The organism is Variovorax sp. OV700 (assembly GCF_900099805.1).
In the GTDB taxonomy this organism is placed as follows: domain Bacteria; phylum Pseudomonadota; class Gammaproteobacteria; order Burkholderiales; family Burkholderiaceae_C; genus Variovorax.
Map to the genome: position 1 here is coordinate 22,842 of NZ_FNDR01000001.1, position 24,452 is coordinate 47,293.

At 66.1% G+C, this 24,452-nt stretch carries 30 protein-coding genes; 9 read left to right on the plus strand and 21 right to left on the minus strand.

The window, feature by feature from the left end:
- Positions 1-5 precede the first annotated feature (5 nt).
- The 5 genes from BLR24_RS00120 to BLR24_RS00140 form a co-directional block, all read right to left on the minus strand.
- A complete protein-coding gene (locus BLR24_RS00120; RefSeq protein WP_093010916.1) occupies positions 6-479 on the minus strand; it encodes a tripartite tricarboxylate transporter TctB family protein in 474 nt (157 codons plus the stop codon).
- Between the two features lie 43 nt (positions 480-522).
- Positions 523-1,530, minus strand: coding sequence for a tripartite tricarboxylate transporter substrate binding protein (locus tag BLR24_RS00125; RefSeq protein WP_093010919.1), 1,008 nt, complete (start codon positions 1,528-1,530; stop codon positions 523-525).
- A gap of 127 nt (positions 1,531-1,657) precedes the next feature.
- The gene (locus tag BLR24_RS00130; protein ID WP_093010922.1) at positions 1,658-2,440 is read right to left on the minus strand and encodes a 3-hydroxybutyrate dehydrogenase; all 783 of its coding nucleotides are present in this window, start codon (positions 2,438-2,440) and stop codon (positions 1,658-1,660) included.
- Positions 2,441-2,531: 91 nt separating this feature from the next.
- Positions 2,532-3,737, minus strand: coding sequence for a patatin-like phospholipase family protein (locus BLR24_RS00135; RefSeq protein ID WP_093010925.1), 1,206 nt, complete (start codon positions 3,735-3,737; stop codon positions 2,532-2,534).
- Between the two features lie 49 nt (positions 3,738-3,786).
- On the minus strand, positions 3,787-4,236 hold the full coding sequence (locus BLR24_RS00140; protein WP_093010928.1) for a CHRD domain-containing protein: 450 nt from the start codon (positions 4,234-4,236) through the stop codon (positions 3,787-3,789).
- Positions 4,237-4,341: 105 nt separating this feature from the next.
- Between BLR24_RS00140 and BLR24_RS00145 the strand changes: the two genes are divergently transcribed.
- Positions 4,342-4,893 carry a DUF924 family protein gene (locus BLR24_RS00145; protein ID WP_093010931.1) on the plus strand — a complete coding sequence of 184 codons (552 nt, stop codon included), beginning with the start codon at positions 4,342-4,344 and terminating at the stop codon, positions 4,891-4,893.
- Here the strand turns inward: BLR24_RS00145 and BLR24_RS00150 are convergent.
- The gene (locus BLR24_RS00150; protein WP_175543126.1) at positions 4,890-5,813 is read right to left on the minus strand and encodes a YihY/virulence factor BrkB family protein; all 924 of its coding nucleotides are present in this window, start codon (positions 5,811-5,813) and stop codon (positions 4,890-4,892) included. The two genes, BLR24_RS00145 and BLR24_RS00150, sit on opposite strands and share 4 nt — an antisense overlap.
- Before the next feature lie 82 nt (positions 5,814-5,895).
- Here BLR24_RS00150 and BLR24_RS00155 point away from each other — a divergent pair, with 82 nt between their 5' ends.
- The 3 genes from BLR24_RS00155 to BLR24_RS00165 are packed head-to-tail and all read left to right on the plus strand — an operon-like array spanning position 5,896 to position 8,086.
- Positions 5,896-6,486 carry a chromate transporter gene (locus BLR24_RS00155; RefSeq protein ID WP_093010934.1) on the plus strand — a complete coding sequence of 197 codons (591 nt, stop codon included), beginning with the start codon at positions 5,896-5,898 and terminating at the stop codon, positions 6,484-6,486.
- Positions 6,483-7,091: a chromate transporter gene (locus BLR24_RS00160; RefSeq protein ID WP_175543127.1), complete on the plus strand. Its 609-nt coding sequence runs from the start codon at positions 6,483-6,485 to the stop codon at positions 7,089-7,091. Before BLR24_RS00155 ends, BLR24_RS00160 begins: the two co-directional genes overlap by 4 nt.
- 29 nt (positions 7,092-7,120) lie before the next feature.
- Positions 7,121-8,086, plus strand: coding sequence for an aldo/keto reductase (locus BLR24_RS00165; RefSeq protein ID WP_093010937.1), 966 nt, complete (start codon positions 7,121-7,123; stop codon positions 8,084-8,086).
- Between the two features lie 9 nt (positions 8,087-8,095).
- Here BLR24_RS00165 and BLR24_RS00170 read toward each other — a convergent pair whose 3' ends face one another.
- Positions 8,096-8,617, minus strand: a complete 522-nt coding sequence (locus tag BLR24_RS00170) for a GNAT family N-acetyltransferase (RefSeq protein WP_093010940.1) — start codon at positions 8,615-8,617, stop codon at positions 8,096-8,098.
- A 72-nt stretch (positions 8,618-8,689) separates the two neighbouring features.
- Here BLR24_RS00170 and BLR24_RS00175 point away from each other — a divergent pair, with 72 nt between their 5' ends.
- The 3 genes from BLR24_RS00175 to BLR24_RS00180 all read left to right on the plus strand — a co-directional run bounded on the left by BLR24_RS00175 (position 8,690) and on the right by BLR24_RS00180 (position 10,881).
- Positions 8,690-9,277, plus strand: a complete 588-nt coding sequence (locus BLR24_RS00175; RefSeq protein ID WP_093010943.1) for a helix-turn-helix domain-containing protein — start codon at positions 8,690-8,692, stop codon at positions 9,275-9,277.
- Positions 9,278-9,391: 114 nt separating this feature from the next.
- Positions 9,392-9,562 (plus strand): hypothetical protein, encoded by a 171-nt coding sequence (locus tag BLR24_RS30560; protein ID WP_021006995.1) that lies wholly within the window; start codon positions 9,392-9,394, stop codon positions 9,560-9,562.
- A 206-nt stretch (positions 9,563-9,768) separates the two neighbouring features.
- Positions 9,769-10,881 (plus strand): NAD(P)/FAD-dependent oxidoreductase, encoded by a 1,113-nt coding sequence (locus tag BLR24_RS00180; protein ID WP_254787108.1) that lies wholly within the window; start codon positions 9,769-9,771, stop codon positions 10,879-10,881.
- A 10-nt stretch (positions 10,882-10,891) separates the two neighbouring features.
- On the opposite strand, the gene rlmB is transcribed toward BLR24_RS00180, so the two are convergent.
- From rlmB to BLR24_RS00195, 3 genes are read right to left on the minus strand one after another with little or no spacing between them, the layout of a single operon-like run.
- Positions 10,892-11,638: a 23S rRNA (guanosine(2251)-2'-O)-methyltransferase RlmB gene (gene rlmB / locus BLR24_RS00185; protein ID WP_093010946.1), complete on the minus strand. Its 747-nt coding sequence runs from the start codon at positions 11,636-11,638 to the stop codon at positions 10,892-10,894.
- A 33-nt stretch (positions 11,639-11,671) separates the two neighbouring features.
- Positions 11,672-12,652 (minus strand): hypothetical protein, encoded by a 981-nt coding sequence (locus tag BLR24_RS00190; RefSeq protein ID WP_055796396.1) that lies wholly within the window; start codon positions 12,650-12,652, stop codon positions 11,672-11,674.
- Positions 12,649-13,371 carry an ABC transporter ATP-binding protein gene (locus BLR24_RS00195; protein WP_093010948.1) on the minus strand — a complete coding sequence of 241 codons (723 nt, stop codon included), beginning with the start codon at positions 13,369-13,371 and terminating at the stop codon, positions 12,649-12,651. Before BLR24_RS00195 ends, BLR24_RS00190 begins: the two co-directional genes overlap by 4 nt.
- Between BLR24_RS00195 and BLR24_RS00200 the strand changes: the two genes are divergently transcribed.
- Entirely contained in the window at positions 13,370-14,050 is a 681-nt protein-coding gene (locus BLR24_RS00200; protein ID WP_175543128.1) for an arylesterase, read from the plus strand. The genes BLR24_RS00195 and BLR24_RS00200 overlap by 2 nt on opposite strands.
- Before the next feature lie 81 nt (positions 14,051-14,131).
- Here the strand turns inward: BLR24_RS00200 and BLR24_RS00205 are convergent, their stop codons facing one another.
- The 3 genes from BLR24_RS00205 to BLR24_RS00215 all read right to left on the minus strand — a co-directional run bounded on the left by BLR24_RS00205 (position 14,132) and on the right by BLR24_RS00215 (position 16,574).
- Positions 14,132-14,335, minus strand: coding sequence for a hypothetical protein (locus BLR24_RS00205; protein ID WP_093010951.1), 204 nt, complete (start codon positions 14,333-14,335; stop codon positions 14,132-14,134).
- A gap of 69 nt (positions 14,336-14,404) precedes the next feature.
- A complete protein-coding gene (locus BLR24_RS00210; protein WP_139188680.1) occupies positions 14,405-15,367 on the minus strand; it encodes a hypothetical protein in 963 nt (320 codons plus the stop codon).
- A gap of 13 nt (positions 15,368-15,380) precedes the next feature.
- Entirely contained in the window at positions 15,381-16,574 is a 1,194-nt protein-coding gene (locus tag BLR24_RS00215; RefSeq protein ID WP_093010957.1) for a cystathionine beta-lyase, read from the minus strand.
- Between the two features lie 138 nt (positions 16,575-16,712).
- On the opposite strand from BLR24_RS00215, the gene BLR24_RS00220 reads away from it, so the two are divergent.
- Positions 16,713-17,162, plus strand: a complete 450-nt coding sequence (locus BLR24_RS00220; protein WP_093012655.1) for a VOC family protein — start codon at positions 16,713-16,715, stop codon at positions 17,160-17,162.
- Positions 17,163-17,189: 27 nt separating this feature from the next.
- Here the strand turns inward: BLR24_RS00220 and BLR24_RS00225 are convergent, their stop codons facing one another.
- From BLR24_RS00225 to hfq, 8 genes are all read right to left on the minus strand, one after another.
- A complete protein-coding gene (locus BLR24_RS00225; RefSeq protein WP_093010960.1) occupies positions 17,190-17,714 on the minus strand; it encodes a phosphoribosyltransferase in 525 nt (174 codons plus the stop codon).
- A gap of 18 nt (positions 17,715-17,732) precedes the next feature.
- Positions 17,733-19,064 carry an adenylosuccinate synthase gene (locus tag BLR24_RS00230; RefSeq protein ID WP_093010963.1) on the minus strand — a complete coding sequence of 444 codons (1,332 nt, stop codon included), beginning with the start codon at positions 19,062-19,064 and terminating at the stop codon, positions 17,733-17,735.
- A 23-nt stretch (positions 19,065-19,087) separates the two neighbouring features.
- Positions 19,088-20,248 carry an ATP phosphoribosyltransferase regulatory subunit gene (locus tag BLR24_RS00235; protein ID WP_093010966.1) on the minus strand — a complete coding sequence of 387 codons (1,161 nt, stop codon included), beginning with the start codon at positions 20,246-20,248 and terminating at the stop codon, positions 19,088-19,090.
- Between the two features lie 43 nt (positions 20,249-20,291).
- The gene (locus BLR24_RS00240; RefSeq protein WP_093010969.1) at positions 20,292-20,480 is read right to left on the minus strand and encodes a DUF2065 domain-containing protein; all 189 of its coding nucleotides are present in this window, start codon (positions 20,478-20,480) and stop codon (positions 20,292-20,294) included.
- A gap of 19 nt (positions 20,481-20,499) precedes the next feature.
- Positions 20,500-21,402 carry a protease modulator HflC gene (hflC, locus tag BLR24_RS00245; protein ID WP_093010972.1) on the minus strand — a complete coding sequence of 301 codons (903 nt, stop codon included), beginning with the start codon at positions 21,400-21,402 and terminating at the stop codon, positions 20,500-20,502.
- A gap of 17 nt (positions 21,403-21,419) precedes the next feature.
- A complete protein-coding gene (gene hflK / locus BLR24_RS00250; protein ID WP_093010975.1) occupies positions 21,420-22,787 on the minus strand; it encodes an FtsH protease activity modulator HflK in 1,368 nt (455 codons plus the stop codon).
- A gap of 74 nt (positions 22,788-22,861) precedes the next feature.
- Complete coding sequence (gene hflX / locus BLR24_RS00255; protein ID WP_093010978.1) at positions 22,862-24,031, minus strand: GTPase HflX; 1,170 nt, start codon at positions 24,029-24,031, stop codon at positions 22,862-22,864.
- Positions 24,032-24,083: 52 nt separating this feature from the next.
- On the minus strand, positions 24,084-24,329 hold the full coding sequence (hfq, locus tag BLR24_RS00260; RefSeq protein WP_012747311.1) for an RNA chaperone Hfq: 246 nt from the start codon (positions 24,327-24,329) through the stop codon (positions 24,084-24,086).
- Between the last annotated feature and the right edge of the window lie 123 nt (positions 24,330-24,452).

Sequence of the window (24,452 nt, forward strand, 5' to 3'; positions counted from 1 at the left end):
TCCGGTTACCAGGCAATGGGCGTCAGAAGGCCCCAGGGAAGCGGCACGCGCAACAGCTTGTAGAACGCTGCATGGATGAGCAGCGTGGCAATCAAGGATATGAGCACCGCGCGGCCCGGCGGCACGCGCATCGCAAGCATCAGTGCCAGGAGCGAGATGGCCGCGGTGGGCAGGAACCCGAGCCACTCGGAGGCGAACACGTAAAACAGTACCGCGCCGATGACCAGTGCGGCAGCCAGCATATGGCGCGGCGATGCGGCCCAGTCGCCGAGCCGCACCCAGGCCACGGCGTGCCGCTGCCGCCAACCCTTGACCAGAAGCATGGCGCCGCTCACGCACAGCCCCACCGCAATCAGTCCCGGAAACAGCGCTGGCCCCACCTGTTGGCCGGGCATGCCGGGATAGCCTCGCACTACGGCCAGCACGAGAGCGCCGAGCGCCAGCAGAATGAATCCGAAGACCGCGTCGTTGAACTTCATGGCGCTGTGCCTCCGGCACCTCCGCCCACGCCTTCCGCGGCACTCACTTGACGATACCCACGGCCTTCATCGTGGCGCCGAGTTCGGCATCGGACTTCGCCATGTACGTCGCAAAATCATCAGGTCCCGCGTAGATCACGCCAAAGCCGCGCGACGCCATGAAGTCGGTGTACTCCTTGCTGGCCACCACCTTCTTGAGCGCGGCCGCCAGCTTGTCGCGCACGTCGGCGGGCAGGCCCTTCGGCGCGACGATGCCGCGCCATGCCGCCATCGACCAGTCGCTGCCGATGGCTGCCTTGAGCGTGGGCACGTTGGGGTACAGCGCCGAAGGCTTGTCGCTCATGACAGCAAGGCTCTTGATCTTGCCGGCATCGATCAGCGAGCGCGCCTCGGGCAGCGAGACGGGCGCGATGTCGACGCCACCCGCCACCACGTCCTGCAGGCCGGGTGCCGCGCCATTGCTGGGCACCCATGGCACTGCCGCGGGATCGATCTTCTGGTCGCGCAGAAGGCCCGCGATGGCCAGGTGCCAGATGCCGCCCTGCCCCGTGCCGGAAGCCTTCAATTTGCCGGGGCTTGCCTTGATGGCCGCCATCAGCTCGGCGACCGTCTTGTAGGGTGCGTCGGCGCGGACCTGGATGCCCGCCGGATCGAGGTTGGCAAGGCCGATCGGCGTGTACCAGGTGCTGTTCAGCGGTGTGAGGCCCTGCCAATGCATCATGCCAATCTCGACCGTCGCCATGCCGACGGTGTAGCCGTCCGGCGGTGCGGCGGCAATGGCCGCGTGGCCGACCACGCCATTGCCGCCGGTGCGGTTGACGACCGTGAATGGCTGGCCGAGTTCCTTTTCGAGCAGGCTCGCGATGATGCGGGCCGTGGCATCGGTGCCGCCGCCCGCACCCCACGGAACGATCAGCGTGACGGGCCGGCTCGGATACGCCTGGGCTGCCGCGGGAGCCGCCGCCGCAAACATTGCGAGCCCTGCCGCGACACCTGCGGCATGGGCCACGAAAGAGCGCCGTGAAAAGAAGCGGGCTGAAGGAACACGCATGGTCTTTGTCTCCTGGCGAAAGTCATTGGTATGACGATTGAAAGGCAAGAAAGGTTTTTCTCACAGTTCGCTTGCCAGAGACATTAGGGTGAACCATCGTGTCCCGCATGCAGCGGGCGCTATTTCGCTACTGCATGAACCAGCCGTGGCTCACCACCAGCGACTGGCCGGTCAGGGCATTGGTCGGGAAGGCCGCGAACAGCAGCGCCACGCGCGCCACGTCGTCGGTGGTGGTGAATTCGCCATCGACCGTCTCCTTGAGCATCACGTTCTTGATGACTTGCTCCTCGGTGATGCCGAGTGTCTTCGCCTGCTCGGGAATCTGCTTCTCGACAAGCGGCGTGCGCACGAAGCCCGGGCAGATCACGTTGGCGCGCACGCCATGCTTCGCACCTTCCTTGGCAACCGTCTTCGACAGGCCGATGAGGCCGTGCTTGGCCGTGACGTACGGCGCCTTCAGTAGCGAAGCCTCTTTCGAGTGCACCGATCCCATGTAGATCACGCTGCCGCCGCGGCCCTGCGCATACATGTGCTTGAGGCAGGCCTTGGTGGTGAGAAAGGCCCCATCCAGGTGAATGGCCAGCATCTTCTTCCAGTCGGCAAAGCTGAACTCCTCGACCGGATGAACGATCTGCACGCCAGCATTGCTGATCAGGATGTCGATGCCGCCGAAGGCCTTGGCAGCCTCTTCGACCGAGGCGTTGACCTGGTCTTCGCTGGTCACGTCGACGGCCACGCCCATCGCCTGCGCACCCGTGGCCTGCAGTTCGGCCGCGGTGGCATCAGCGGCTTGCTTGTTGAGGTCGGCAATGACGACCTTGGCACCCTCGCGCGCAAACAGAATGGCAATTTCCTTGCCGATGCCGCTGGCCGAACCGGTGATGAACGCGACCTTGTCCTTGAGTTGCATGGTGAATGTCCTTTGAGAATTGGAAAGAAAGGGAAAGGAAAAAAGCGCGATTGCAAGAACCGGGCGAGCAAGGCTGCCGTTGAGCCGGCGTTCAGCGCAACAGCCCGGGACGCTTGACGCGCCCCAGCCCCGGCTCGCCGAGGTCGAAGGTGGTCACGCCGTTCACGGTGGCATCGCTGCGCAGGGTTTCGGGATGCGCCAGCGTCCGGCGCATGTCGCGCGCGCCCGCTTCCCAGTGCTCTTCGACCGCGGCGCGCGAGAACTCGTAGTCCTTCGATTCGAGCTCGTAGGGCTTGTCGCGGTAGATCAGGTGAAAGATGTCGATGGGGTGGTGCGTGAGCTCGGCCTGTACCGCGAGCACCGAGGGGTCGTTGCGCAGGTGCGCGGGCAGCTTGGAGATCAGGTCCGCAATCGCTTGCTGAAGGTTCAGGTTGGCGGCCAGCGCATCGGTGTTCATGCGGGTGCGGCTCGAATAGGTGATGTCCTTCTGCCGCTCCTGCACGCCCGCCAGCGTGCGCGGCATCTCGCCGCGCGCATTGAAGAGATCGACCTGCAGCACGACCAGTGGTTCGGAGCGCGGGTGGATGTCGAGCACGTATTGCAGCGGCGTGTTCGAGACGATGCCGCCGTCCCAATAGTCGTCGCCGTCGATGGTGACGGGCGCAAAGCCCGGCGGCAGCGCGCCGCTGGCCATGATGTGCTCCGGCCCGATACGCTGCCTGGTGTTGTCGAAGTACACCGAGTTGCCGGTGCGCACGTCGACCGCGCCCACGCTGAAGCGCGCCTCGCACGCGTTGATGCGGTCGAAGTCGATCAGGCGCTCGAGCGTGAGCTTGAGCGGCGCGGTTTCGTAGTAGCTCAAAAGCGGTGCCGCGGCACCCAGCAGCAGCGAAGGCGAGTAACGCGGTTCGAAGAAGCCGGGAATGCCCACCAGCGACGCCATGAAGGCGCTCCACTGGTTCTGCGTGGCGCGATCGCCCAGCCAGGCCGGCAGGCGCTGCGCCGGCCCGGAGGACACCAGGTGCCAGAACTCTCGCAGCCGGTCGACCCGCTTTTCGGGTGCATTGCCCGCGATCAGCGCCGCGTTGATCGCGCCGATCGACACGCCGGCAATCCAGTGCGGCTGCAGTTCGGTTTCGCTGAGCGCGGCATACACGCCGGCCTGGTAGGCGCCGAGAGCGCCTCCTCCCTGCAGCACGAGGGCCTTGCGCGCGGCGCGCATGTCATCGCGGCGCGCCTCGAAATTGCTGGAGGTCTTCTTGCTTGCAGTCCGGGGCTTCTGGGGCTTCGTCGTCATATGGTGTCATTTGACACCAGCCCCGCGGCCGCAAGCTGACCAGGGCGCCTTACATCTTGGGCAGCATCTGTCCCCGGATTTCACCCGCGGGGTTGGCGGCGGTGTGGATGTTGGCGTACCACTTGCCGGACATCAGGTCGGCCGCCTGCGCCGGTGTGAGTGTGGCCTGGCCTTCGATCGGGCTGGCCGGATTGGCAAACGGCAGCGCCACGCCGGCATTGGCGCCCGCAGCGGCGGGGCCGTGGAAGTGACCCGCAGTGGCGGGGCCGCTGAGGCCGGTGTAGGTGATCTTGTACTTCAGGACATTGGTGTCCTTGTTGAGCCAGGCCTCTGCCATGCCGCTGCCGCGCGTCATGTTGGGCGGCACTTCGCTGGCGGCGTTCATTGCGCCGCTGAAGCTCGCGGTGTTCGACTTGGACATCATCCCGCAGCCGGCAAGCGCGGCAGTGGCCAGGCCCGCAATAAGGGTTGCGCGCAAAAAGGTGCCATATCGGTTCATGAGTTTTATCTCCTGGGTTATGAAAACCGCTCCAGCATAGGCAGGCTGGGCGCAGGGCGTTGTCGGCCACCACCGCGACTTTGCGGGCTGAAAGAGAATGCGGTGATGACCTCTCCCGACCTTCCCACCGCCCGCGACGTCGCCAGTTTCTGGCGCGATGCCGGACCCGAACGCTGGTTTGCCAAGAACGATGCTTTCGATGCCGAGTTCGGCACGCGTTTTCTCGCCGTGCACGAGGCGGCAGCCCGAGGCGAACTCAGCCACTGGGCGAAGGAGCCCGAAGGCGCGCTGGCCCTGCTGGTGCTGCTCGACCAGTTTCCGCGCAATACCTTTCGCGGCCAAGCGCGCGCGTTCGCGACCGACGCGATAGCCCTGGCGGTTGCCCGTGAAGCGATCGAGGCCGGCCTCGACCTCCGGATCGACGAAGAGCTCCGGCGCTTCTTCTACCTGCCCTTCATGCATTCCGAATCGCTGGCGGACCAGGAGCGTTCCGTCGAGCTGAACGCGGCGCTCGATGCCAGCACCCAGCGCTTCGCGATATTGCACCGCGACATCATTGCGCGCTTCGGCCGTTTTCCGCATCGCAACGAGCTGCTCGGGCGCACCAGCAGTGCGGAGGAACAGCGCTTCCTCGACGAAGGCGGCTTCGCGGGCTAGCCCTTTCGGGGCAGCGGAGCGGCGCGCGTCGGCGAAGGGTTGGCCGTTTCGGGGGCATCCTTGGCATGCTTGAGCGAGCCGTAGGTTTTGGCATACACCCAGGTGAACTCGGCGCCCAAGAGAAAGATCTGCGCCGAGTAGTACACCCACACCAGCACCACCACCAGCGAGCCCGCGGCGCCATAGCCCGAGGCCACGCTGCTCTTGCCGATGTACAGGCCGATGAGGTGCTTGCCGATCGTGAAGAGCAGCGCCGTGACGGCGGCGCCCACCCACACGTCGCGCCACTGCACCTTGGCACGCGGCATGATCTTGTAGATCATCGCGAAGATCACCGTCACCATGGCAAAGCTGAAGACGAAGTTCACCGCCTGCGCCAGGGTGGCCCAGGCACCGAACACCGGCGACCACCATTTGCCGAGCGCCGCCAGTGCCGCGCTTGCCACCAGCGACACCATGAGCAGGAAGCCGATGCCCATGATCATGCCGAACGACAGCAGCCGCACGCGCAGCAGTGTGAACAGGCCCTTGTTCCTTGCGCGCGCCGGTGCGCGCCAGATGCGGTCGAGCGCATCCTGCAGCTCGCCGAAAACCGTGGTTGCGCCAATCACCAGCAGGCCGATGCCGACCACCGTGGCCACGATGCCTTCGGCCGGTTTGTTGACCGCCTGCAGCATGCCCTGCACCGCGGCCGCGCCCTGCTCTCCCATGAGGCCCGAAAGCTGCAGGAAGATCTCACCTCGCGCCGCCTCTTGCCCGAACACCAGTCCGGCCACGGCGATGACGATCAGCAGGAGCGGCGCAATCGAGAACACCGTGTAGTAGGCCAGCGCGGCGCCCATGCTGGGCGCGTAGTCGTTCGACCACGAAGCAACGGCCTCCTTGCAGAGATCGAAGAGCGCGCGAATTTGCATGGCCATGGAGTTTCTCGTCGAGTGATGCAGGGGCATGTCAGCCCGATGCCCGGCACGTTGCAGGCATGGCTACGATAATCGCACCCACATGCATCCGTCCCCTCCAGGCGCGGCAGCGCCGACCGTACCTCCGCAACCGACGTCGCCACGCGACCTTTTTGTTTCATTCACCTGGCTTGCGCTGCAAGGATTCGGTGGCGTGCTGGCCATCGTCCAGCGCGAGATGGTCGAGAAAAAGCGCTGGCTCACGCCCGAGCAGTTTCTCGAAGACTGGGCCGTGGCCCAGGTGATGCCGGGTCCGAACGTGATCAACCTGGCCTTGATGATCGGCGACCGCTACTTCGGCCTGCGCGGCGCCATTGCCGCGGTGGCGGGCATGCTCGCGATACCGCTCGTCGTCATCCTGGTGCTGGCCGTGCTCTACGCCCATTACGCCGCCAATCCGCAGGTGGCGGCGGCGCTGCGCGGCATGGGCGCGGTGTCGGGTGGGCTGATTGCCGCGACCGGCATCAAGCTGATTCCGCAACTGCGCAAGCACCCGCTGGGCTTTGCCACCTGCCTGGCGTTCGTCGCGCTGGTGTTCGGCGCCATCGCAATCTTCAAGATGCCGCTCGGCTGGGTGCTGCTGGCCGTGGGGGGCGTGGCTTGCGCGTGGACCTGGCGGAGGATTAGCCCATGAGCCATATCACCATCGCCATGCAGTGGCACGACTGGCTCGCGCTCTTCGGCCAATACACGCTGCTGTCGCTGCTGTCGATCAGCGGCGCCATCACCACCGTTCCCGACATGCACCGCTACCTGGTCGCACAGCATGGCTGGCTGACCGACGCGCAGTTCAGTTCGTCGGTCGCCATCGCCCAGGCTGCGCCGGGCCCGAACGTGCTCTTCGTGGCGCTGATGGGCTGGAACGTCGGGCTCAACGCCGGCGGCGGCATTGGCGCCGGGCCGGGTGCCTGGCTGCTCGGCCTCTTCGGGCTCCTGGTCACCATGGTCGGCATCATGCTGCCCAGCACCACCCTCACCTACCTTGCCACGCGCTGGGGACACCGCAATCGCGAGCGGCGCGGCGTGCGCGCCTTCAAGCAGGGAATGGCGCCGGTGGTGGTCGGCCTGCTCATCGCCACCGGCTGGGTGCTGGCGGCGGGTAACCATGCCGGCGACGCGCCCGCATGGCATCTGTGGCTGCTGAGCGCGGTGGCCGCGCTTATCGTCTGGCGCACGCGCGTCCACCTGCTCTGGCTGCTGGGCGCGGGTGCGCTGCTCGGCGCCATGGGCTTCGTCTGATCCTCGTTCTCTTTTCAGGAAACAACTACATGTCGCAACTCCGCTCGCTCGGCCGCTCCGGCCTCCTGGTTTCACCGCTCGCCTTCGGCGGCAACGTGTTCGGCTGGACGGTGGACGAAGCCACTTCGTTCCGCTTGCTCGATGCCTGGCTCGATGCCGGATTCAACTTCGTCGACACGGCCGACGTCTATTCGAGCTGGGTTCCCGGCCACACCGGCGGCGAGTCCGAAACCATCATCGGCAAGTGGCTCAAGCAAGGCGGCAAGCGCAACCGCGTGGTGCTGGCCACCAAGGTCGGCAAACCGATGGGCGAAGGCAAGTCCGGCCTCTCGCCGGCCTACATCCGCGAAGCGGTGGAAGCTTCGCTCAAACGCCTGCAGACCGATTTCATCGACCTGTATCAGTCGCACGACGACGATGCCGCCACGCCGCTCGAAGACACACTGGGCGCCTTCGACGACCTCGTCAAAGCCGGCAAGGTGCGCGCCATCGGCGCCTCGAACTACAGCGCACCCCGGCTGGCCGAGGCGCTCGACGTGTCGGAGCGGCTCGGCATTGCGCGCTACGAAAGCCTGCAGCCGCTGTACAACCTCTACGACCGCGCGGTGTTCGAAGATGCGCTGGAGCCGCTGTGCCTGAAGCGCGAAGTGGGCGTGATCAACTTCTACGCGCTGGCCGCCGGATTTCTCACCGGCAAGTACCGCACCGAAGCCGACGCCTCCAAGAGCGCACGCGGCGCCAACACCACCAAGAAGTACCTGAACCCACGCGGCCTGCGCATTCTCGAAGCGCTCGACAAGGTGGCGCAGCAGTACAACGCAAAGCCGGGCCAGGTGGCCATCGCATGGCAGATCGCGCGGCCTTCGGTCACGGCACCGATCGCCAGCGCCACCTCCATCGCGCAGTTGGAGGAACTGGTGGTTGCCACCCAGCTGAAGCTCGATGCGGGCACCATCCAGATGCTGGACCGGGCCAGCGCCGAAGACCCGGCCTGAGTCTGCCGCCTAACCGTCGACCGGATTCACCGGCGTCGAGAGAATCCGCTGGTAGAACGCCACGTCGAGCCAGCGTCCGAACTTGAATCCCGCCTGCCGCACGGTGCCGGCATGCTCGAAGCCCAGCCGCTCGTGAAGCCCGATGCTGCCGGCATTCGCGGCGTCGATCGCGCCGACCATCACGTGCACGTCGCGCGCAACCGCCTCCGCAATGATCGCCTCCATGAGCGTGCGGCCCAGGCCCGCGCCGCGGTGGCCGGCCTCGACATACACCGAATGCTCCACCGTGTACTTGTAGGCGGGAAAGGCGCGGAAGGTGCCGTAGCTTGCAAAACCCAGCAGCTTGCCATCGTCGTCTTCCGCGCCGATCACGGGAAACCCGTTGGCGCGCTTGGTGGCGAACCACGCGGCCATGCTCTCGGGCGTGCGGGGTTTGTAGTCGTACAGCGCGGTCGAGTTGGCGATGGCTTCATTGAGGATGGCGAGGATGGCGCCCGCGTGGGCTTCCTCGGTGCAGGGGACCAGGCGCATGGGTGTTCCTTTCGACAAGCGACGGATTAAGTTGTGAACAGATCGTCCAATATAGGAGAATAATAGTCTTATATGGGAAACAATTCATCTCCATCCGTCGAGCCTTCCGGGATCGACTCGCTCATCGCAAGCCGGCTGCTGGCGCTGCGCCAGGCCAAGTCGTTGAGCCTCGCGGAGCTGGCCGAGCTTTCGGGTGTCAGCAAGGCAATGATCTCGAAAGTCGAGCGCGCGGAAAGCAGCCCCACGGCCGTGTTGCTGGGACGGCTGGCCGCCGGCCTGGGCGTGCCGCTCGCGCAACTGCTGACCGAGGACAAGGGCGCGCCCCAGCGGCTGCGCAGCCGGGCCGAACAGGACGTGTGGCGCGATCCCGAGGCCGGCTACCTGCGGCGCCAGGTCGCGGAGCGCGATGCCGCCAGCGGCGTCGAGATGGTCGAGATCGAACTGCCGCGCTCGGCGCAGGTCGGCTATCCGCGGTGGAGCGGCAAGCCGTATCGGCAATGCCTGTGGTTGCTCGAAGGAGCGCTGCGGGTGGACTACGGCGACGAGCGGTTCGAACTGGCGACTGGTGATTGCCTGGATTTCGGCGTCGATCGGCCGCTGGTCTTCAAGGCGCTCGGCCGCACCGGATGCCGCTACCTGCTGGTCGCCTCCCCGGCATGAAGGCGCACGAGCAGTAGTAGGCAAGTTCCCACAGCGACTGGGGACGACGGCCTCTGCTGGCCACGGCATCGCCCGGGATACTGCAAGGCATCCAAAGCTTCCGGGGGAACAAGCATGTCCTTTGCGCTCTACATGATCGGTTTTCTGATTTTCCTGGCCGGCGTCGCCTGGGGCGCTTCGGTGGCAGGCGTGCCCACGCTCTACATCGGCATCGGCGCGCTCATCATCCTGGGCATCGGCATCTTCAGCGCGGTGGCGCGCACGCGCAGCAAAGACCCGTCCTGAAGCCGCCGCGCTTCGAGTTCACACAGGCTTCACGCCGCGCGCACATGGCGTAGCTAACTTTCGCGTGCGCACCGCAAGTCGCGGTGCACAACGCCAAAGTCAGCTCGCCCATGTTCGCTTCAAGTTCCTTTTCTCGCTTCGACACCCCTCCCTTTTTCTCCGCCTGCCCTGCCCCGCCATCGGCAGGGGAGCGCAGTTCGAACACCGTGGTCGACCTACTCGTGGTCGGAGCGAGCTTCGCAGGGCTGGCCTGCGCCCGCGCCGCTGCATTGGCCGGCCTCCGCGTGATGGTGCTGGAGAAGAAGTCCAGCGCCGGCGCCAAGCTCCATACCACCGGGATCATCGTCAAGGACGCGGTCGACACGGTGCCCTGGCTCGCGGAAGTGCCGCCCGCCCTGGTGCGCCGCATCGACGGCGTGCGGCTCTATTCGCCCGACATGCGCCACGTGGACCTGCATGCGCCGGGCTATTGGTTCTGGGCCACCGACGCGCCCGCCCTGCTCGACTGGATGGTCGATTCAGCCCGTGCCAGCGGGGTTGACGTGCAGCTTGGCACGCTGTTCGAACAGGCGCTGTGGATGAATGACCGCTGGGAGATTCCGCTGACCCACGGCCCTTGCCGCGGCACCTGCATTTCGGCCCGCTACATCGTGGGTGCAGACGGCCCGCATTCGCGCGTTGCCAAGGCCCTAGGGCTATCGCGCAACACGCGCTTTCTCTACGGCATCGAGCATGAATATCGGGGCGCGCGCATGGCGCCCGATTTTCTCCATTGCTTCGTCGACCGCCAACTGGCGCCGGGCTACATCGGATGGGCGCTCGACGGCGTCGGCGTGAGCCAGATCGGACTTGCACGCCGCATGGACACGCAGGCTGCACCGGCGCTTCGGGTCGACCCGCTGCTGCGAAAGATTGCCTCGGTCGTCTCGCCCGGCGATGCGCCGCCCGTGGCGATTCGCGCGGGAATGATTCCGTGCGGCGGCGTGCTGCCCGTGGTTGCACGCGAACGCGCTCTGCTGGTGGGCGATGCGGCCGGCATGGTGTCGCCGGTCACGGCCGGCGGCATTCATACGGCGCTCCAGCATGGCGAGCGCGCCGGCGAGGCGATTGCGCGGTTCGTCCGCGGCGAGGTGGAAGACCCGGCGAGCTGGTTCGTGCGCAGCTATCCGCGCTTCCGGCTCAAGCGCGCGTTGCGCTGGGCTTTCGATCATTTCCAGAGCGATTGGATGTTCAACCGCCTGCTGGGTACGCCGCAGATGCGGCGCATGGCGGAACTGGTGTACTTCCACCGCAAGGCCAGCCCCTTGCCCAGGGGCTAGCAGCGCGTCATCAGGCGCCGCGCTGCCGCATCGCCTCGTAGAGGCACACCCCGCTGGCCACCGAAACGTTCAGGCTCTCCACCGCACCCGCCATCGGAATGCTCACGAGCTCGTCGCAGGTCTTGCGGGTGAGCTGCCGCATGCCCTCGCCTTCGGCGCCGAGCACCAGCGCCAGGGGCCGCTTGAAATCGCTCTGGTAGAGGGTGCCGGGCGCATCGTCGCTCGTGCCGATGCACCAGATGTTGCGCTCCTTGAGCTCGTTCAGCGTGCGCGCCAGGTTGGTCACCATGAAGTACGGCACGGTCTCGGCGGCGCCGCTCGCCACCTTGGCCACCGTGGCGTTGATGCCGGCTGCGTGGTCCTTGGGGGCGATGACCGCATGCGCGCCTGCGCCATCGGCCACGCGCAGGCAGGCCCCGAGGTTGTGCGGATCGGTCACGCCGTCGAGCACCAGCAACAGGGGCACGGTGCCGGCCTCCTCGAGCCCTTCGAGCAATTCGTCGAGCGAGCGGACCTGCGCGATGGGTTCGACCCGGGCCACCACGCCCTGGTGGCCGTGGCTGCCGCTGAGCTTGGCGAGCCGGAGGCCGTCGGCCTCGACCAGCCGCACGCCGGCTTCCTGCGCGCGTACGATGAACTGTTTCATGCGCGCATCGCGCCGGCTGGTGTCGAACATCACTTCGAGCACCGATTTCGGCGCGGTCTTGATGCGCACGCCCACGGCATGGAAGCCGAAGATCACTTTGGGAGAAGACATCTGTCGATTATCGAGGGCTGCGCGCCCTCTCCTTCATGCAATAGGCAATCCGCTGTGCGCACGGGTCCGTTCGTCGTGCAGTTCCTGCACGGCCAGTGCGTTCGGGTGCACGCGCGCGCTGTTGCCTGCGCTTTCCAGGTACTGGCAGGCGGCATGGCCCTCTGCGGCCTTTTCATAGTGCGCAACCCACGCATCGCGCACGGGCAGCTTCTCGGGCGACACGGGCCACACGCCCGGCCGCGGCCGGATGTGCTCGCCGATGCCGATGCGCCAGGGCTTGGCGCTCAGGCGGGCGCGAAAGCAGTTCTGGTTGCGGCACATGCGCGCATAGGTCTTGTCCACGCCCAGCGCATGGAAGCAGTCCGCAACCGCCATGTCGGCCGGGCTGAAAACGTCGTGCATCGCCAGCACCCGGAAGCCGGCCGGCGTGCGATAGAGGCGCAGGTGCCAGTCGGGATGCTGATGAACGAAGCGCCCGATGCGGTCGGCCGCGCGCTTCTCGGGCGCGGGGTTGCTGCTGGCCTCGCCGCGCTTCTTGGCCAGGCCGATGCGATAGGCGACGATGAAGACCACGATGGCGGCGATGAGCCCGCCCTCCCAGGTCTTGGCAGTCCAGCCGCCGACGACGCCGGCGATGAGTGCGGGCGCAATTGCAAAGGCGAACAGGCTGCCGCGCAGGGGCTCGTCGAAATCGATGTCGACGAACAGCACGTCGGGCGTGTTGAGGCAGCGCGCGCCGTAGCTGTTGCGGGTGATGACGGTGTCGCCCTGCCGCTCGATGATCTCTTCGCGGATGGGCACGCCTTCGGCCCCGTTGTAGGCCAGCTTTCGCTCGCGGCGGTTGAGCTTCTCGCCACTGGCAATGCGATCGAACGCCTCTCTCGTGCGCTCGTCGGCATGCGCCTGCGCGGCGATCGGGCTGTCGTCGGACCAGCCGTAGCGCCGCACGGTAATCTGCTTGCCCGCCACCTGCTCCTGAATGCGGCCTTCGGCCCAGAACCGGGGGACGATCATGCTTCGAGCGAGGCCACCAGCACGGGCCTGGACTCGTTGAGCGCCATGCGCCCGGCCTCGATGGTGATCCGGCGCTCGCACTGGGCCGCGATGCCGCGGTCATGGGTGACGAGCACAAGCGTGGTGCCAAGCTCGCGGTTGAGGTCGAACATCAGCCGCATGACCTGCTCGCCGGTCGCGAAGTCGAGGCTTCCAGTGGGTTCGTCGGCCAGCAGCAGGGCCGGCTGCACCACGAAGGCGCGGGCAAGCGCCACGCGCTGCTGTTCGCCGCCCGAAAGCACCTTGGGATAGTGGCCCAGGCGCTGCCCGAGCCCGACGCGCCCGAGCATCTCGGTGGCGGCCTTGCGGGCGTCCTTGCGGTCGGCCAGCTCGAGCGGCAGCATCACGTTTTCGAGCGCGCTCAGGTTGCCCAGCAGCTGGAAGCTCTGGAACACGAAACCCACGCGCTGGGCACGCAGCGCGGCGCGCTCGTCCTCGTCGATGGCGAAGATGTCGTCCCCCGCCAGCCTAACCGTGCCGCGGGTGGGCGTGTCGAGGCCGGCGATGATCGACAGCAAGGTGCTCTTGCCCGAGCCCGAGGCGCCGACAATGGCGGCAGTTTCCCGCGCCCCCAGGGTGAAATCGATGTTCTGCAAAATGTCGAGCGTGCCGGTCGAGTCGGTCACCGACTTGAACACGTGCTCGACAGCGACAATGGCATCAGGCGAGGGTTGGGACATGAAAAGGCTTTTCGTTTTGAATCGACGTGACTTTATCTTGACCGCGGCCGCATTCGGCAGCGCAGGGACATCGGGGCTGGCGCAGGCCCAGGCCGCACAGGCTGCTGCGCCCCGCCAGCCGGTGATTCTGGTGCTGGGCGATTCGCTGAGCGCCGAGTACGGCCTCAAGCGTGGCGAGGGCTGGGTGCCCCTGCTCGAAAAGCGCCTCGCGGCGCAAAAGATCCCGGCCACGGTGGTCAATGCCAGCATCAGTGGCGACACCACCTCAGGCGGGCGAGCCCGCTTTGCCTCGCTGCTGACGCAGCACAAGCCCAGCCACGTGGTGGTCGAGCTTGGCGCCAACGACGCGCTGCGCGGCCTGCCGCTGCAGAACACCGAGGAAAACCTGCTGCAGATCACCAAGGCCGCGCAGGCCTCGGGCGCCAAGGTGCTGATCGTCGGCATCCAGGTGCCGCCCAACTACGGCGGCGACTACACACGGCGCTTCGAGGCCGTGTTCGGCAAGGTGGCCGGCGCCACCAAGGCCGCGCTGGTGCCGTTCCTGCTCAAGGGCGTGGCCGACGCGCCCGATGCGCTCTCGCTGTTCCAGGCGGACCGAATCCATCCCACCGCCGCGGCCCAGCCGCAGCTGCTCGACAACGTCTGGCCGGAACTGCGCAAGCTGCTGGCAGCCAAATAGGCGGGACTCAAAAGCAAAAAAGCCGCTGCAAGCCCGAAGGCCTGCGGCGGCTTTTTTCGTCGAGAGCCCGGTTTCGAAGAATCAACCGTTCTTGGTGGGCAGCTCGGGGATGGTGGGCGGATCGCGTTCCAGCGAAGCGACGTCGGTTTCCGGGTCGCCCGGCGCAAGGCCATCGCTGCTTGGAGAGAGCTTCCGATTGGCCTTCTCGCGGAGCTTTTCTTCCTTCTTCTTCTTCTTGGCCAGCTCTTTCTGGCGCTTCTCGTAGCCGTAATTTGGTGTTGCCACTGCTTCTCCTTGAGGCGAGACAGTCCCGGTGACTGTGCGTAGGCTACTGTAAGCGATAACGGTGTGGTCTCAAGGCAGCGGACCGGGAGCCGTTTCGAACTCGAACACACCTTGCAAACCCGGATAGCGCTGGAACATGAACCAACCCATCGCCCCCGCGCCAGCCACCATGGCCAGGACCATTGCGGCCACCATCCAGCCGGCGTGCACACCCGGCGGCCATAGAAAAATCACGGGCAGCACCGGCAGCAGCGCGCCAACGGAAGACAGCCACATCCAGCGCCTGGGAGCCAGCATGGGTTCCCAAGTTTCCGGATCGATGCCGGCGTCGATGAACACCTCGGCCGCAAAGCGCAGGCGCGGCTCCGGCTGGGTTGCGAGGCGCAGCAGGAGTGCGCGCAGCAGCACGGCGCGGTTGCGAAAGCGCAGGACGCGCCCGGCGTCCACGGTCAGCGCCAGGGGCAGCTTGATCTCGGCGATGCCGCAGCCCCCTGCAGCCTGCTGCTGGAAGACCAGGCGCTTGACGATGGCCTCGCCCGAGGCGAACTCGGTTTTCACGTCGCAGAAGCCGGCGGACGTGCGCCGCACGTCGCGCCAGGCGACGCCCCGCGGCGAGGCCGGATCGCCCCAACGCAGGCCCGTCGAGTCGATGCGGAACATCCCCCCGCCGACCCGCGAAAACTGGCGCACCAGGTGCCAGAGACCGCCGCCCAAACCGGCTGCCAGCACCAATCCGACAAGCACGACGACCGCTTCGTTGCCCTGAATGTTGGATCCCTCGCCCTCCAGCATCACCGCCGCACCGAGCGACAGCGCGACCAGCGCGAAAACAGCGATCAGCCCGCCGACAAGGAGCCGGGTCGCCCTCAGGTCCGGGACGCCTTCCAGCGGCCCAGCTTGCTCGAGCGCCTCCAGCACGGGCGCAGGAAGGGCCAGCACGCGCGGGACGACCCGGCCGGGCGCTGACGGCAATACCACCTCGCGCGCGGCCGGCAACGCAGCGGCACGAAGCTGGCGGCGCTTTCTCCCCATGGCGCGCGCGAACCTACAGCCGCGCCAGCGCCTGCTGCAGGTCGGCCCGCAGATCTTCCACGTCCTCCAGGCCCACCGAGAAGCGCACCAGCGTGCCCTTGTAGGGCCACCGCGCGACGCTTGCGTCGCGCATCAGTCCGATGTCGTAAGGCACCACGAGGCTCACGGGGCCGCCCCACGAATAGCCGAGGCGAAAGAGGTTCAGGCTGTCGCAGAAGCGGTCGACCTGCTCGGTGCTGTAGTGCTCGTCGAACACGATCGAGAAGAGCCCGGCGGCCAGGTCGGCCGCGCCGCACAGCGCACGCCAGTTGGCATGGCCGGGCGATTCTTCGAGCGCGGGATGGAGCACCTGGGCGATCTCTTCGCGGCCACTGAGCCAGCGCGCCAGTTCGCGCGCCGAACGGTCGTGCGCGGCATAGCGCAATCCGATGCTGGGCAGCGAGCGCAGCAGGGTTTCCACATCGCCCACGCCGACGCCGAAGCCCATGCGCATGTGGGTGAGCTTGAGCGCACGATGCAGGCGATCGTCGCGGGTGACGACGCTGCCCATCAGCACGTCGCCGCCGCCGCTCGGGTACTTGGTGAGCGCATGCACCGAGATGTCCACACCCTGCCCGCTGCCGTTGAAATCGAAAGGCGCGAAGGCCAGGCCCGCGCCCCAGGTGTTGTCCAGCGCGGTGACCACCCCGCGCGCGCGGCAGACGTTCACGAGCGCCGGCAGATCGGGAAACTCCATGGTCACCGAGCCCGCCGCCTCCACCCACACCAGCCGCGTGCGGTCCGACAGCTTGGCAGCCAGGTCGGCCGGGTTCATTGCGTCGTACATGCGGTGCGTGATGCCGAAGTTCGCCAGCTCACCGGTGGCCAGCGCCTTGTTGGGGCCGTAGGCGTTGTCGGGAATCAGCACCTCGTCGCCGCTTTTCAGGAAGGCAAAGGACACCAGCGAAATGGCCGCGAGCCCGCTCGGTACCAGCAGGCATTCGGTCCCGCCCTCGAGCGTGGCCAGGCGCTCCTCGAGCGTGAAGGTCGTTGGCGTGCCGTGCAGGCCGTAGGTGTAGCCGGCCTTGGTCTTCCAGTCGCGTGCGCGCATGGCAGCCACGTCGGCGAAGAACACGGTCGACGCCTTGAAGATGCCGGGCTGCGGCGCCGCAAAGTTGGCAGGTGGGGTGTAGGGGTGGTGGATCAGGGTCGTGGAGGGCTTGCTCATGTGCAGATGCTAGCGCGGCCGCCGTCCGGATGAGCAACGAGGCTGCGGCGTCCCTCGGCCAAGGCTTGGGAAAGCAGCGGTGCAGCGCTCAGAATGACGCTCTGGCCCTGCTTGTTCTTTTTTTGGAAAGGCACCCTCATGGCAATCCACGAGCTGTTCCCGTACCTTTGCGTCGACGATGCCGGCGCGGCCATCGATTACTACTGCAAGGTCTTCGAAGTGAAGGAGATCTTCCGCCTCACCGAGCCCAGCGGGCGCATCGGCCACGCGGAACTCGATTTTCACAACGGCGCGGTTCTGATGCTTTCGGACGAATTTGCCGAATACAACATCCGCAGCGCCAAAACGCTCGGCGGCACCGCGGTGACGCTGCACCTGCATGTGGACGATGCGGACGCGGTGGTGGCCCGTGCCGTCGCGGCCGGTGCCACGCTGGACATGGCGCCGCAAGACCAGTTCTATGGCGAGCGTTCCGGCGTGTTCCGCGACCCCTTCGGGCATCGCTGGAACGTGGGCCACAGCATCGAGAAGCTGACGCCGGAAGAAATGCAGCGGCGCTACACCGCGATGTTCGATTCGACCGGTTGAGCGGGCAACCGGCGCGCGCGGATCAGGTCAGACTGACCACTTCTCCAGCAGCTTCTCGGGGCCGAGCGCGTCGTAACCTTCGAACGGTTGGTGGATCCAAGGGTTGGTGGCCAGGTACTCGACCGAGTAGTCGGGCGTGAAGGTCGACAGCGCCTTGGTCCAGAGCACCGCGCTGCGCAGCTCGCTGATCGGCTTGTAGTTGTTGCGCAGCATGTCCATGACCGCGTGCAGCGTGTGGCCCGAGTCGGCCAGGTCGTCCACCAGCAGCACCCTGCCCGCGATCTCGCCCTTGGGCGTGGTGATGAAGCGGGCGATGTCCAGGTGGCCCTGAACCGTGCCGGCATCGGCGCGGTAGGAGCTGGTCGACATGATCGCCAGCGGCTTGTCGAAGATGCGCGACAGCACGTCGCCGGGGCGCATGCCGCCGCGTGCCAGGCACAGAATGGTGTCGAACTGCCAATCCGACTGGTGAATCTTGATCGCCAGCTTCTCGATCAGGTTGTGGTACTCGTCGTAGCTGACGTAGAGATGCTTGCCGTCTTCGGTCAACATGGTGGGGTTCGTTCCTGGTCAGTCGGCAAGGTAGGGGTGGCGCATCATGATCGTGTGGTCGCGATCGGGGCTGGTCGACACCATATGGATCGGCACGCCCGTGATCTGCTCGATGCGCTGCAGGTAGAGCCGCGCATTGACCGGCAGCTTGTCGTACTGCGTCACGCCGACCGTGCTTTCGGTCCAGCCTTCGAGGGTTTCGTAGATGGGCGTGCAGCGCTCGATTTCGTCGGCGCCCATCGGCAGGATGTCGGTGATTTCGCCGTCGAGCTCGTAGCCGGTGCACAGCTCGAGCTTTTCGAGTCCGTCCAGCACGTCGAGCTTGGTGATGCACAGGCCCGACAGGCCGTTGACCTGCGCCGAGCGCTTGAGCAGCGCCGCGTCGAACCAGCCGCAACGGCGGCTGCGGCCGGTGGTCACGCCCTTTTCGGCGCCTACGGTGCTCATGTGGTAACCCGGCGTGCCCGGCGTGGCCCAGTCGAGTTCCGTCGGGAACGGACCGCCGCCCACGCGCGTGCAGTAGGCCTTGGTAATGCCCAGGATGTAGTGCAGCATGCCCGGACCCACGCCCGAACCGGCGGCGGCGTTGCCGGCCACGCAGTTGCTCGAGGTGACGTACGGGTAGGTGCCGTGGTCCACGTCGAGCAGCGTGCCCTGCGCGCCTTCGAACAGCAGGTTGGCGCCGGCCTTGTGCGCGTCGTTCAGTTCGCGCGACACGTCGGCCATCATCGGCTTCAGCAGCACGGCGTGGCGCATGGCTTCGTCGAAGACCGTGTCGAAGTCGATGGCGGGGGCGCCGAGCACCTGGGTCAGCACGTGGTTGTGCAGATCGAGCAGCACGCGCAGCTTGGTCGCAAAGCGCTCGGGGTGCTTCAGGTCCTGCACGCGCAGCGCGCGGCGGGCAATCTTGTCTTCGTAGGCCGGGCCGATGCCGCGGCCGGTGGTGCCGATCTTCTCGACGCCGCCTTTTTCGCGGTAGGTTTCGCGCGCAATGTCGAGTGCGGCGTGGAACGGCAGGATCAGCGGGCAGGCCTCGCTGATGCGCAGACGCGAGCGCACTTCGACGCCCGCCTTCTCCAGCCCTTCGATTTCCTCGAACAGCTTGGCGGCCGACAGCACCACGCCGTTGCCGATGTAGCACTTGACGCCCGGCCGCATGATGCCGCTGGGAATCAGGTGCAACGCGGTCTTCACGCCGTTGATGACCAGCGTATGGCCCGCGTTGTGGCCGCCCTGGAAGCGGACCACGCCCTGGGCGCTTTCGGTCAGCCAGTCGACCAGCTTGCCTTTGCCCTCATCGCCCCACTGGGTGCCGACGACGACCACGTTTCTTCCGGTGGTTACGCTCATGCTCGTTCCATTACTTCAAAAATTCAGATGGCTCGGACTCGCCACTGCCCTGCTTGCTCGACGAGCTCGCGGTCGCAATGGAATTCATCGATTTCGCTGCCGTGGCCAGGGAGCACGCAGACTACGGTCTCGCCGGCCTTGCGCAATGCGGCAATGGCCTGGCGCAGGCCGGCCGCGTCGCTCCAGGGCGCGCGGATGGCTGCGCGCAGCGGCCGTGCCGGCAGCACGCCGACCAGTTCGCGCACGTCGAGGCTGAAGCCCACCGCCGGGCGGTTGCGGCCGAACACGGCACCGACTTCGTCGTAGCGGCCGCCGCGCACCAGCGCATCGGCCGCACCCGGCACGTAGATGCCAAAGCGCATTCCGCTGTAGTAGGCATAGCCGCGCAGGTCGGCCAGGTCGAAGCTGATCTGCCGTGCGGAATCGCCCTGCAGGCTGGCGGCAAGCTGCTTCAGGCCAGCCAGCGCCGCGCTCACGGCGGGCGTGCCCTTGAGGGCCTTGGCCGCCTCGTCGAGCACCGACGCATCGCCGTACAGCTGGACCAGTGCACGAAGCCCGTCGCGCGACGGTGCCGGGAAATCGCGCGTGAGCGCATGCAACTCGCTCGCGTCCTTGGCAACCAGCGCCGCATGCACGCGCGCCAGCGCCGAGGCATCGACCGGCACGCCGGCGAACAGCGCCCGAACGATGCGCGCATCTGCCAGGTCGACGATCAGGCCCTCGCCGATTCCCGATGCATGGAGGCAATCGAGCGCCAGCAACAGGACTTCGGTGTCGGCCTCGAGGCCGGCATGGCCGTAGATTTCGGCCCCGAACTGCAGCGGCTCGCGAGTGGCATGCGGGCGGTCGGGGCGGGTGTGGAGCACCGGGCCGCAGTAGCACAGGCGCGCCACGCCTTCGCGGTTCAGCAGGTGGGCGTCGATCCGCGCCACCTGGGGGGTGGTGTCGGCTCGCAGGCCCATGCTGCGGCCGGAGAGCTGGTCCACAAGCTTGAAGGTTTGGAGGTCGAGCGCCTCGCCGGTGCCCGACAGCAGCGACTCGAGATGCTCGAGCAGCGGCGGCATTACCAGCTCGTAGCCATAGCCACGGGCGGTATCGAGCAGCTGGCGTCGAAGTTCTTCGATGTGGCGCGCCTCGGAAGGCAGCACATCGGCAATGTGATCCGGGAGGACCCAGGCGGACATGGGGATCGGGGGCGTGGTTAAACCGGGATTCTACCGGGACGCGCTACCCCATTACCCAAAGCAGAAACAAACCCAGCAAGATGCTGCAGAGTCCGAAGAAGCGCAGCTGGCCGTCGCGCAGCTGCATCAGCTGGCCGAAACCGCGCCGCCAGCCGCCCGGCGACACGAAAGGCAGGATGCCTTCGATCACCAGGACCAGCGCCAGTGCGCTCCAGAAAATTTCGGCGCTCACGACAGCCCGGCCTGCAGCCTTAGCGGCGTGGCGCGCTGCCCGCTGGCGTGCCGGCGCCCTGCATGGCGCGGAAGAAGTCCGACGAAGGGTCGATCACCATCACGTCGCTCTTCTTGTTGAAGCTCTGCTTGTAGGCCTCAAGGCTGCGGTAGAACTGCGCAAACTGCGGATCGCGGCCAAAGGCCTCGCTGTAGGCCGAAGCAGCCTGGGCATCGCCCTCGCCCTTGATCTTCTGGGCGTCGCGGTAGGCGTTCGCCACGATCACTTCACGCTGGCGGTCGGCGTCGGCGCGAATTTTTTCGCCTTCGGCATAGCCGGTCGAACGCAGTTCGTTGGCAACACGCTTGCGCTCGGCTTCCATGCGGCGATAGACGGATTCGGTGATGGCCTCCACATAGTCGACGCGCGTGATGCGCACGTCGACCACGTCCACGCCCCATGGCTTGGAGCCCTTAACCACCGCCAGCACTTCGCGTTGCACATCGGCCATGAGCGCCTCGCGGCGCACCGAGATCAGGTCGCGCACGGTCCGCTTGTTGATGTTTTCCTGGAAGGCGTTGCGCACCACGCGGTTGAGCTGCATGGCGCCGGCGTTCTCGTCGAGCCCGACGTTGCGGATGTACGCCCGCGGATCGCTGATGCGCCAGCGCACATACCAGTCGATGACCACGCGCTGCTTCTCGGCCGTCAGCATGGGCTCGGTGTCGATGCTCGACAGCGTCAGCAGGCGCTTGTCGATGTACGACACGTTCTGGAACGGGGGCGGCAGCTTGAAGTTGAGCCCCGGCTCGATGATGACGTCCTTGATCTGGCCAAGGGAATAGACCACGCCGAACTGGCGCTGGTCGACCACGAAGAGGGTCGAGCTCAGCAGCACCAGCAAGACAAGGATCGACGAGGCGATGAATCCGATTCTGTTCATGTTTTTCCTGCCCTTGATCAGCGCACGTCACGGTCGCGCGAACGGCCGTCGCGGGCGCGGGTTTCGCCCGTGGCTGGCGCCACCGGAATCACCGACGACTGGGCCGGCGCGGTACCGGCCACGCTGGGGCTGGCGGCATCGACGGGCGTCGCAGGGGGATTGTTGCCGCTCAGCTGCATGAGCTTGTCGAGCGGCAGGTACAGCAGGTTGGAGCCTTGCTTGGTGTCGACCAATACCTTGGTGGTACTTGCATAGATCTGCTGCATGGCATCGGTGTACATGCGGTCGCGCGTGACCTGCGGCGCCTTCTGGTATTCGGCCAGCACTGCACTGAAGCGGCCGGCATCGCCTTGCGCCTGCGCAACAATGCGCGCCTTGTAGGCTTCGGACTCTTCCTTGAGGCGCGACGAGGTACCCGTCGCGCGCGGCACCACGTCGTTGGCGTAGGCCTGCGCATCGTTCTTGGCGCGTTCGCGCTCCTGGCCGGCCTTGAGCACGTCATCGAACGCAGCCTGCACCTGTTCGGGGGGACGCACGCCGCCCTGCTGCAGGTTGATGCCGACCACTTCGACACCGATTTCGTAGCGATCGAGAATGGTCTGCATCAGTTGCCGCACACGCGGAGCGATCTGATCGCGCTCCTCGGCCAGCGCCGCATCCATCTTCATTTTGCCGACCACTTCGCGCACGGAGCTTTCAGCCACCTGGATGATGGTTTCGGCGGGCGACTTGCTCTGGTAGAGCCAGGCTCGCGCGTTGCTCAGGCGGTACTGCACCGCGAACTTGATTTCGACGATGTTCTCGTCCTCGGTCAACATGGCCGACTCGCGAAGGCCGGTGGATCGCACGATGGCATCGCGGCCCACATCCGTGGAGCGGATCTGCGAAGTCACCACGACTTCGTGGCGCTGGATGGGATACGGCAGCCGCCAGTTGAAGCCGGCGTTCACGGTGGCCTTGTAGTTGCCGAACTGGGTCACGACGGCTTGCTGGCCTTCGTTCACGATGAAGAAGCCGGTGCCGAGCCAGATGAGAACAGCCACTGCTGCAACCAGCCCGAGGCCGAAGCCTGCGTTTTTCATGTCGGGCCTGTAGCCGTTGCCGCCACCACCGCCGCCGTTGCTGCCACTGGGGCGGTTGCCGCCGCCCTTGCCGCCGAAAAAGCCGCCGAGCTTGCGATTGAGGTCGCGCCAGAGTTCATCGAGATCCGGCGGCCCCTGATTCGGGCCTTGACCGCGCGGGCGATTGCCATTGTTGTTGCCCGAAGGCGGTGGCGTCGGTGCGCCCGGGGGATCTGCGTCGGGGGGGCGATTGCCGGTTGGGCGGTCGCCGTTGGATGCGGGCTCGTCGCCGCGACCCCACCGGCCATCGTTCAGGTTGAACATGCCCAGAAACCCTCTCCACGCTGGCTTTGCATTCATTCGCTTCGTTCTCTTGTCAGTGGCGGGATTGTGCCCAATCAATTGGCGGTATCGTGCAATTCAGTGTCGGCCTCTGGGGTCATCGTATCGCCCACGGAGCCCGACCGGCGGGCCAGCTCGGCGCGCAGCAAGGGCACGCCCTCGCCGCTGCGAGCGCTAAGGAAGATACGCGGGACCCGCACGCCATCGATTTCCATATCGTCCTGCAGATGCAGCGGATGCTGCGCAGTTTCAAGAGCGTCGAGCTTGTTGAACACCAGAAGCTGCGGAACAGTGTCGGCGCCGATGTCGTGAAGAACGGATTGCACTTCGGCCATCTGCTCCGGGTAATGCGGGTTGGAAGCATCCACCACGTGCAGCAGCAAGTCGGCATCGACGGCCTCTTGCAGCGTGGCCTTGAATGCATCGACCAATCCGTGCGGCAGGTCGCGAATAAAGCCGACGGTGTCCGAGATGGAGACCTGTCGGCGGGCGTCGCCCAGATAGAGGTTGCGCGTGGTGGTGTCGAGCGTGGCAAAGAGCTGGTCAGCCGCATAGGCGCGCGCCTTGACCAGCGCATTGAACAGCGACGACTTGCCCGCATTGGTGTAGCCGACGAGCGAGATGTTGAAGGTCTCGCGGCGCTCGCGCTGGCGGCGCTGCGTGCCGCGCTGCTTCTGCACCTTGGCCAGGCGCTCGCGCGTGCGCTTGATCGATTCGCTGATCATCCGGCGGTCGAGCTCGATCTGCTTTTCACCCGGGCCGCCCCGCACGCCTGCGCCGCCTGTCTGGCGCTCCAGGTGGGACCAGCGGCGAACCAGGCGCGTGCTCAGGTACTGCAACCGGGCAAGCTCGACCTGCAGCTTGCCCTCGTGGGAACGCGCACGCTGCGCGAATATTTCGAGAATGAGAAACGTGCGGTCGTAGACCGCCACGTCGAGCTGGCGCTCGAGATTGCGCTGCTGCGCGGGGCTCAGCGACTGGTCGAAGATGACTTCGCTGGCTTGGTGCAGCGCGGCCAGTTCCTTGATTTCATCGGCCTTGCCGCTTCCAACGAAGAGCGCCGCATCGGGCGCTTTGCGTTTGCATATGAGGCGCGCGACAGGTAACAGGCCCGCGGTCTGCGCAAGCAGGCCGAGTTCCTCGAGTTCGCTGTCGAAATGGGGCAGCCCGAAATCGACGCCGACGAGAACGGCGGCGCCTTCCTGGCGGGAGTTCAATTCAGACAAGCGGGATCAATATGGAAAAAGCGCGGCGGGGTTGCCGCCGCGCTCCGCGCGATCAGGCTGCGGCGTCGTCGTTCTCGGCAGCCGAGAAGTTGACGGCACGACCCGGCACGATAGTGGAAATGGCGTGCTTGTAGACCATTTGCGTCACCGTATTGCGAAGCAATACGACGTACTGGTCGAAAGACTCGATCTGGCCCTGCAGCTTGATACCGTTCACCAAATAAATGGAGACTGGCACATGCTCGCGACGCAGGGTATTCAGAAACGGGTCTTGTAGAAGTTGCCCTTTATTGCTCACGATATTCTCCGTGTTCAAGAGTAGTTGTTGGAGAGATGACCTTAACACAGGGTTTCTGCGCCGCAGCAATCGGGGCCAAAAGCCTTTGAAAAATAACGGTTCTCAAAAGGCGGAACTTCCGGC

What these genes read in the sequence shown, in the direction of transcription:
- BLR24_RS00155 (WP_093010934.1), top strand. Translation starts at nt 5,896, where the DNA reads ATGCATCCGTCCCCTCCAGGCGCGGCAGCGCCGACCGTACCTCCGCAA.
- BLR24_RS00170 (WP_093010940.1), bottom strand. Translation starts at nt 8,617, where the DNA reads ATGCGCCTGGTCCCCTGCACCGAGGAAGCCCACGCGGGCGCCATCCTC.
- BLR24_RS00235 (WP_093010966.1), bottom strand. Translation starts at nt 20,248, where the DNA reads ATGTCCGCCTGGGTCCTCCCGGATCACATTGCCGATGTGCTGCCTTCC.
- BLR24_RS00125 (WP_093010919.1), bottom strand. Translation starts at nt 1,530, where the DNA reads ATGCGTGTTCCTTCAGCCCGCTTCTTTTCACGGCGCTCTTTCGTGGCC.
- rlmB (WP_093010946.1), bottom strand. Translation starts at nt 11,638, where the DNA reads ATGTCTTCTCCCAAAGTGATCTTCGGCTTCCATGCCGTGGGCGTGCGC.
- BLR24_RS00145 (WP_093010931.1), top strand. Translation starts at nt 4,342, where the DNA reads ATGACCTCTCCCGACCTTCCCACCGCCCGCGACGTCGCCAGTTTCTGG.
- BLR24_RS00200 (WP_175543128.1), top strand. Translation starts at nt 13,370, where the DNA reads ATGAAAAGGCTTTTCGTTTTGAATCGACGTGACTTTATCTTGACCGCG.
- hflC (WP_093010972.1), bottom strand. Translation starts at nt 21,402, where the DNA reads ATGAACAGAATCGGATTCATCGCCTCGTCGATCCTTGTCTTGCTGGTG.
- BLR24_RS00150 (WP_175543126.1), bottom strand. Translation starts at nt 5,813, where the DNA reads ATGGCCATGCAAATTCGCGCGCTCTTCGATCTCTGCAAGGAGGCCGTT.
- BLR24_RS00135 (WP_093010925.1), bottom strand. Translation starts at nt 3,737, where the DNA reads ATGACGACGAAGCCCCAGAAGCCCCGGACTGCAAGCAAGAAGACCTCC.
- BLR24_RS00140 (WP_093010928.1), bottom strand. Translation starts at nt 4,236, where the DNA reads ATGAACCGATATGGCACCTTTTTGCGCGCAACCCTTATTGCGGGCCTG.
- BLR24_RS00215 (WP_093010957.1), bottom strand. Translation starts at nt 16,574, where the DNA reads ATGAGCAAGCCCTCCACGACCCTGATCCACCACCCCTACACCCCACCT.
- BLR24_RS00130 (WP_093010922.1), bottom strand. Translation starts at nt 2,440, where the DNA reads ATGCAACTCAAGGACAAGGTCGCGTTCATCACCGGTTCGGCCAGCGGC.
- BLR24_RS00210 (WP_139188680.1), bottom strand. Translation starts at nt 15,367, where the DNA reads ATGGGGAGAAAGCGCCGCCAGCTTCGTGCCGCTGCGTTGCCGGCCGCG.
- BLR24_RS00160 (WP_175543127.1), top strand. Translation starts at nt 6,483, where the DNA reads ATGAGCCATATCACCATCGCCATGCAGTGGCACGACTGGCTCGCGCTC.
- BLR24_RS00230 (WP_093010963.1), bottom strand. Translation starts at nt 19,064, where the DNA reads ATGAGCGTAACCACCGGAAGAAACGTGGTCGTCGTCGGCACCCAGTGG.
- BLR24_RS00120 (WP_093010916.1), bottom strand. Translation starts at nt 479, where the DNA reads ATGAAGTTCAACGACGCGGTCTTCGGATTCATTCTGCTGGCGCTCGGC.
- BLR24_RS00190 (WP_055796396.1), bottom strand. Translation starts at nt 12,652, where the DNA reads ATGATCGTCCCCCGGTTCTGGGCCGAAGGCCGCATTCAGGAGCAGGTG.
- BLR24_RS00175 (WP_093010943.1), top strand. Translation starts at nt 8,690, where the DNA reads ATGGGAAACAATTCATCTCCATCCGTCGAGCCTTCCGGGATCGACTCG.
- BLR24_RS00220 (WP_093012655.1), top strand. Translation starts at nt 16,713, where the DNA reads ATGGCAATCCACGAGCTGTTCCCGTACCTTTGCGTCGACGATGCCGGC.
- BLR24_RS30560 (WP_021006995.1), top strand. Translation starts at nt 9,392, where the DNA reads ATGTCCTTTGCGCTCTACATGATCGGTTTTCTGATTTTCCTGGCCGGC.
- hflK (WP_093010975.1), bottom strand. Translation starts at nt 22,787, where the DNA reads ATGTTCAACCTGAACGATGGCCGGTGGGGTCGCGGCGACGAGCCCGCA.
- BLR24_RS00165 (WP_093010937.1), top strand. Translation starts at nt 7,121, where the DNA reads ATGTCGCAACTCCGCTCGCTCGGCCGCTCCGGCCTCCTGGTTTCACCG.
- BLR24_RS00195 (WP_093010948.1), bottom strand. Translation starts at nt 13,371, where the DNA reads ATGTCCCAACCCTCGCCTGATGCCATTGTCGCTGTCGAGCACGTGTTC.
- BLR24_RS00225 (WP_093010960.1), bottom strand. Translation starts at nt 17,714, where the DNA reads ATGTTGACCGAAGACGGCAAGCATCTCTACGTCAGCTACGACGAGTAC.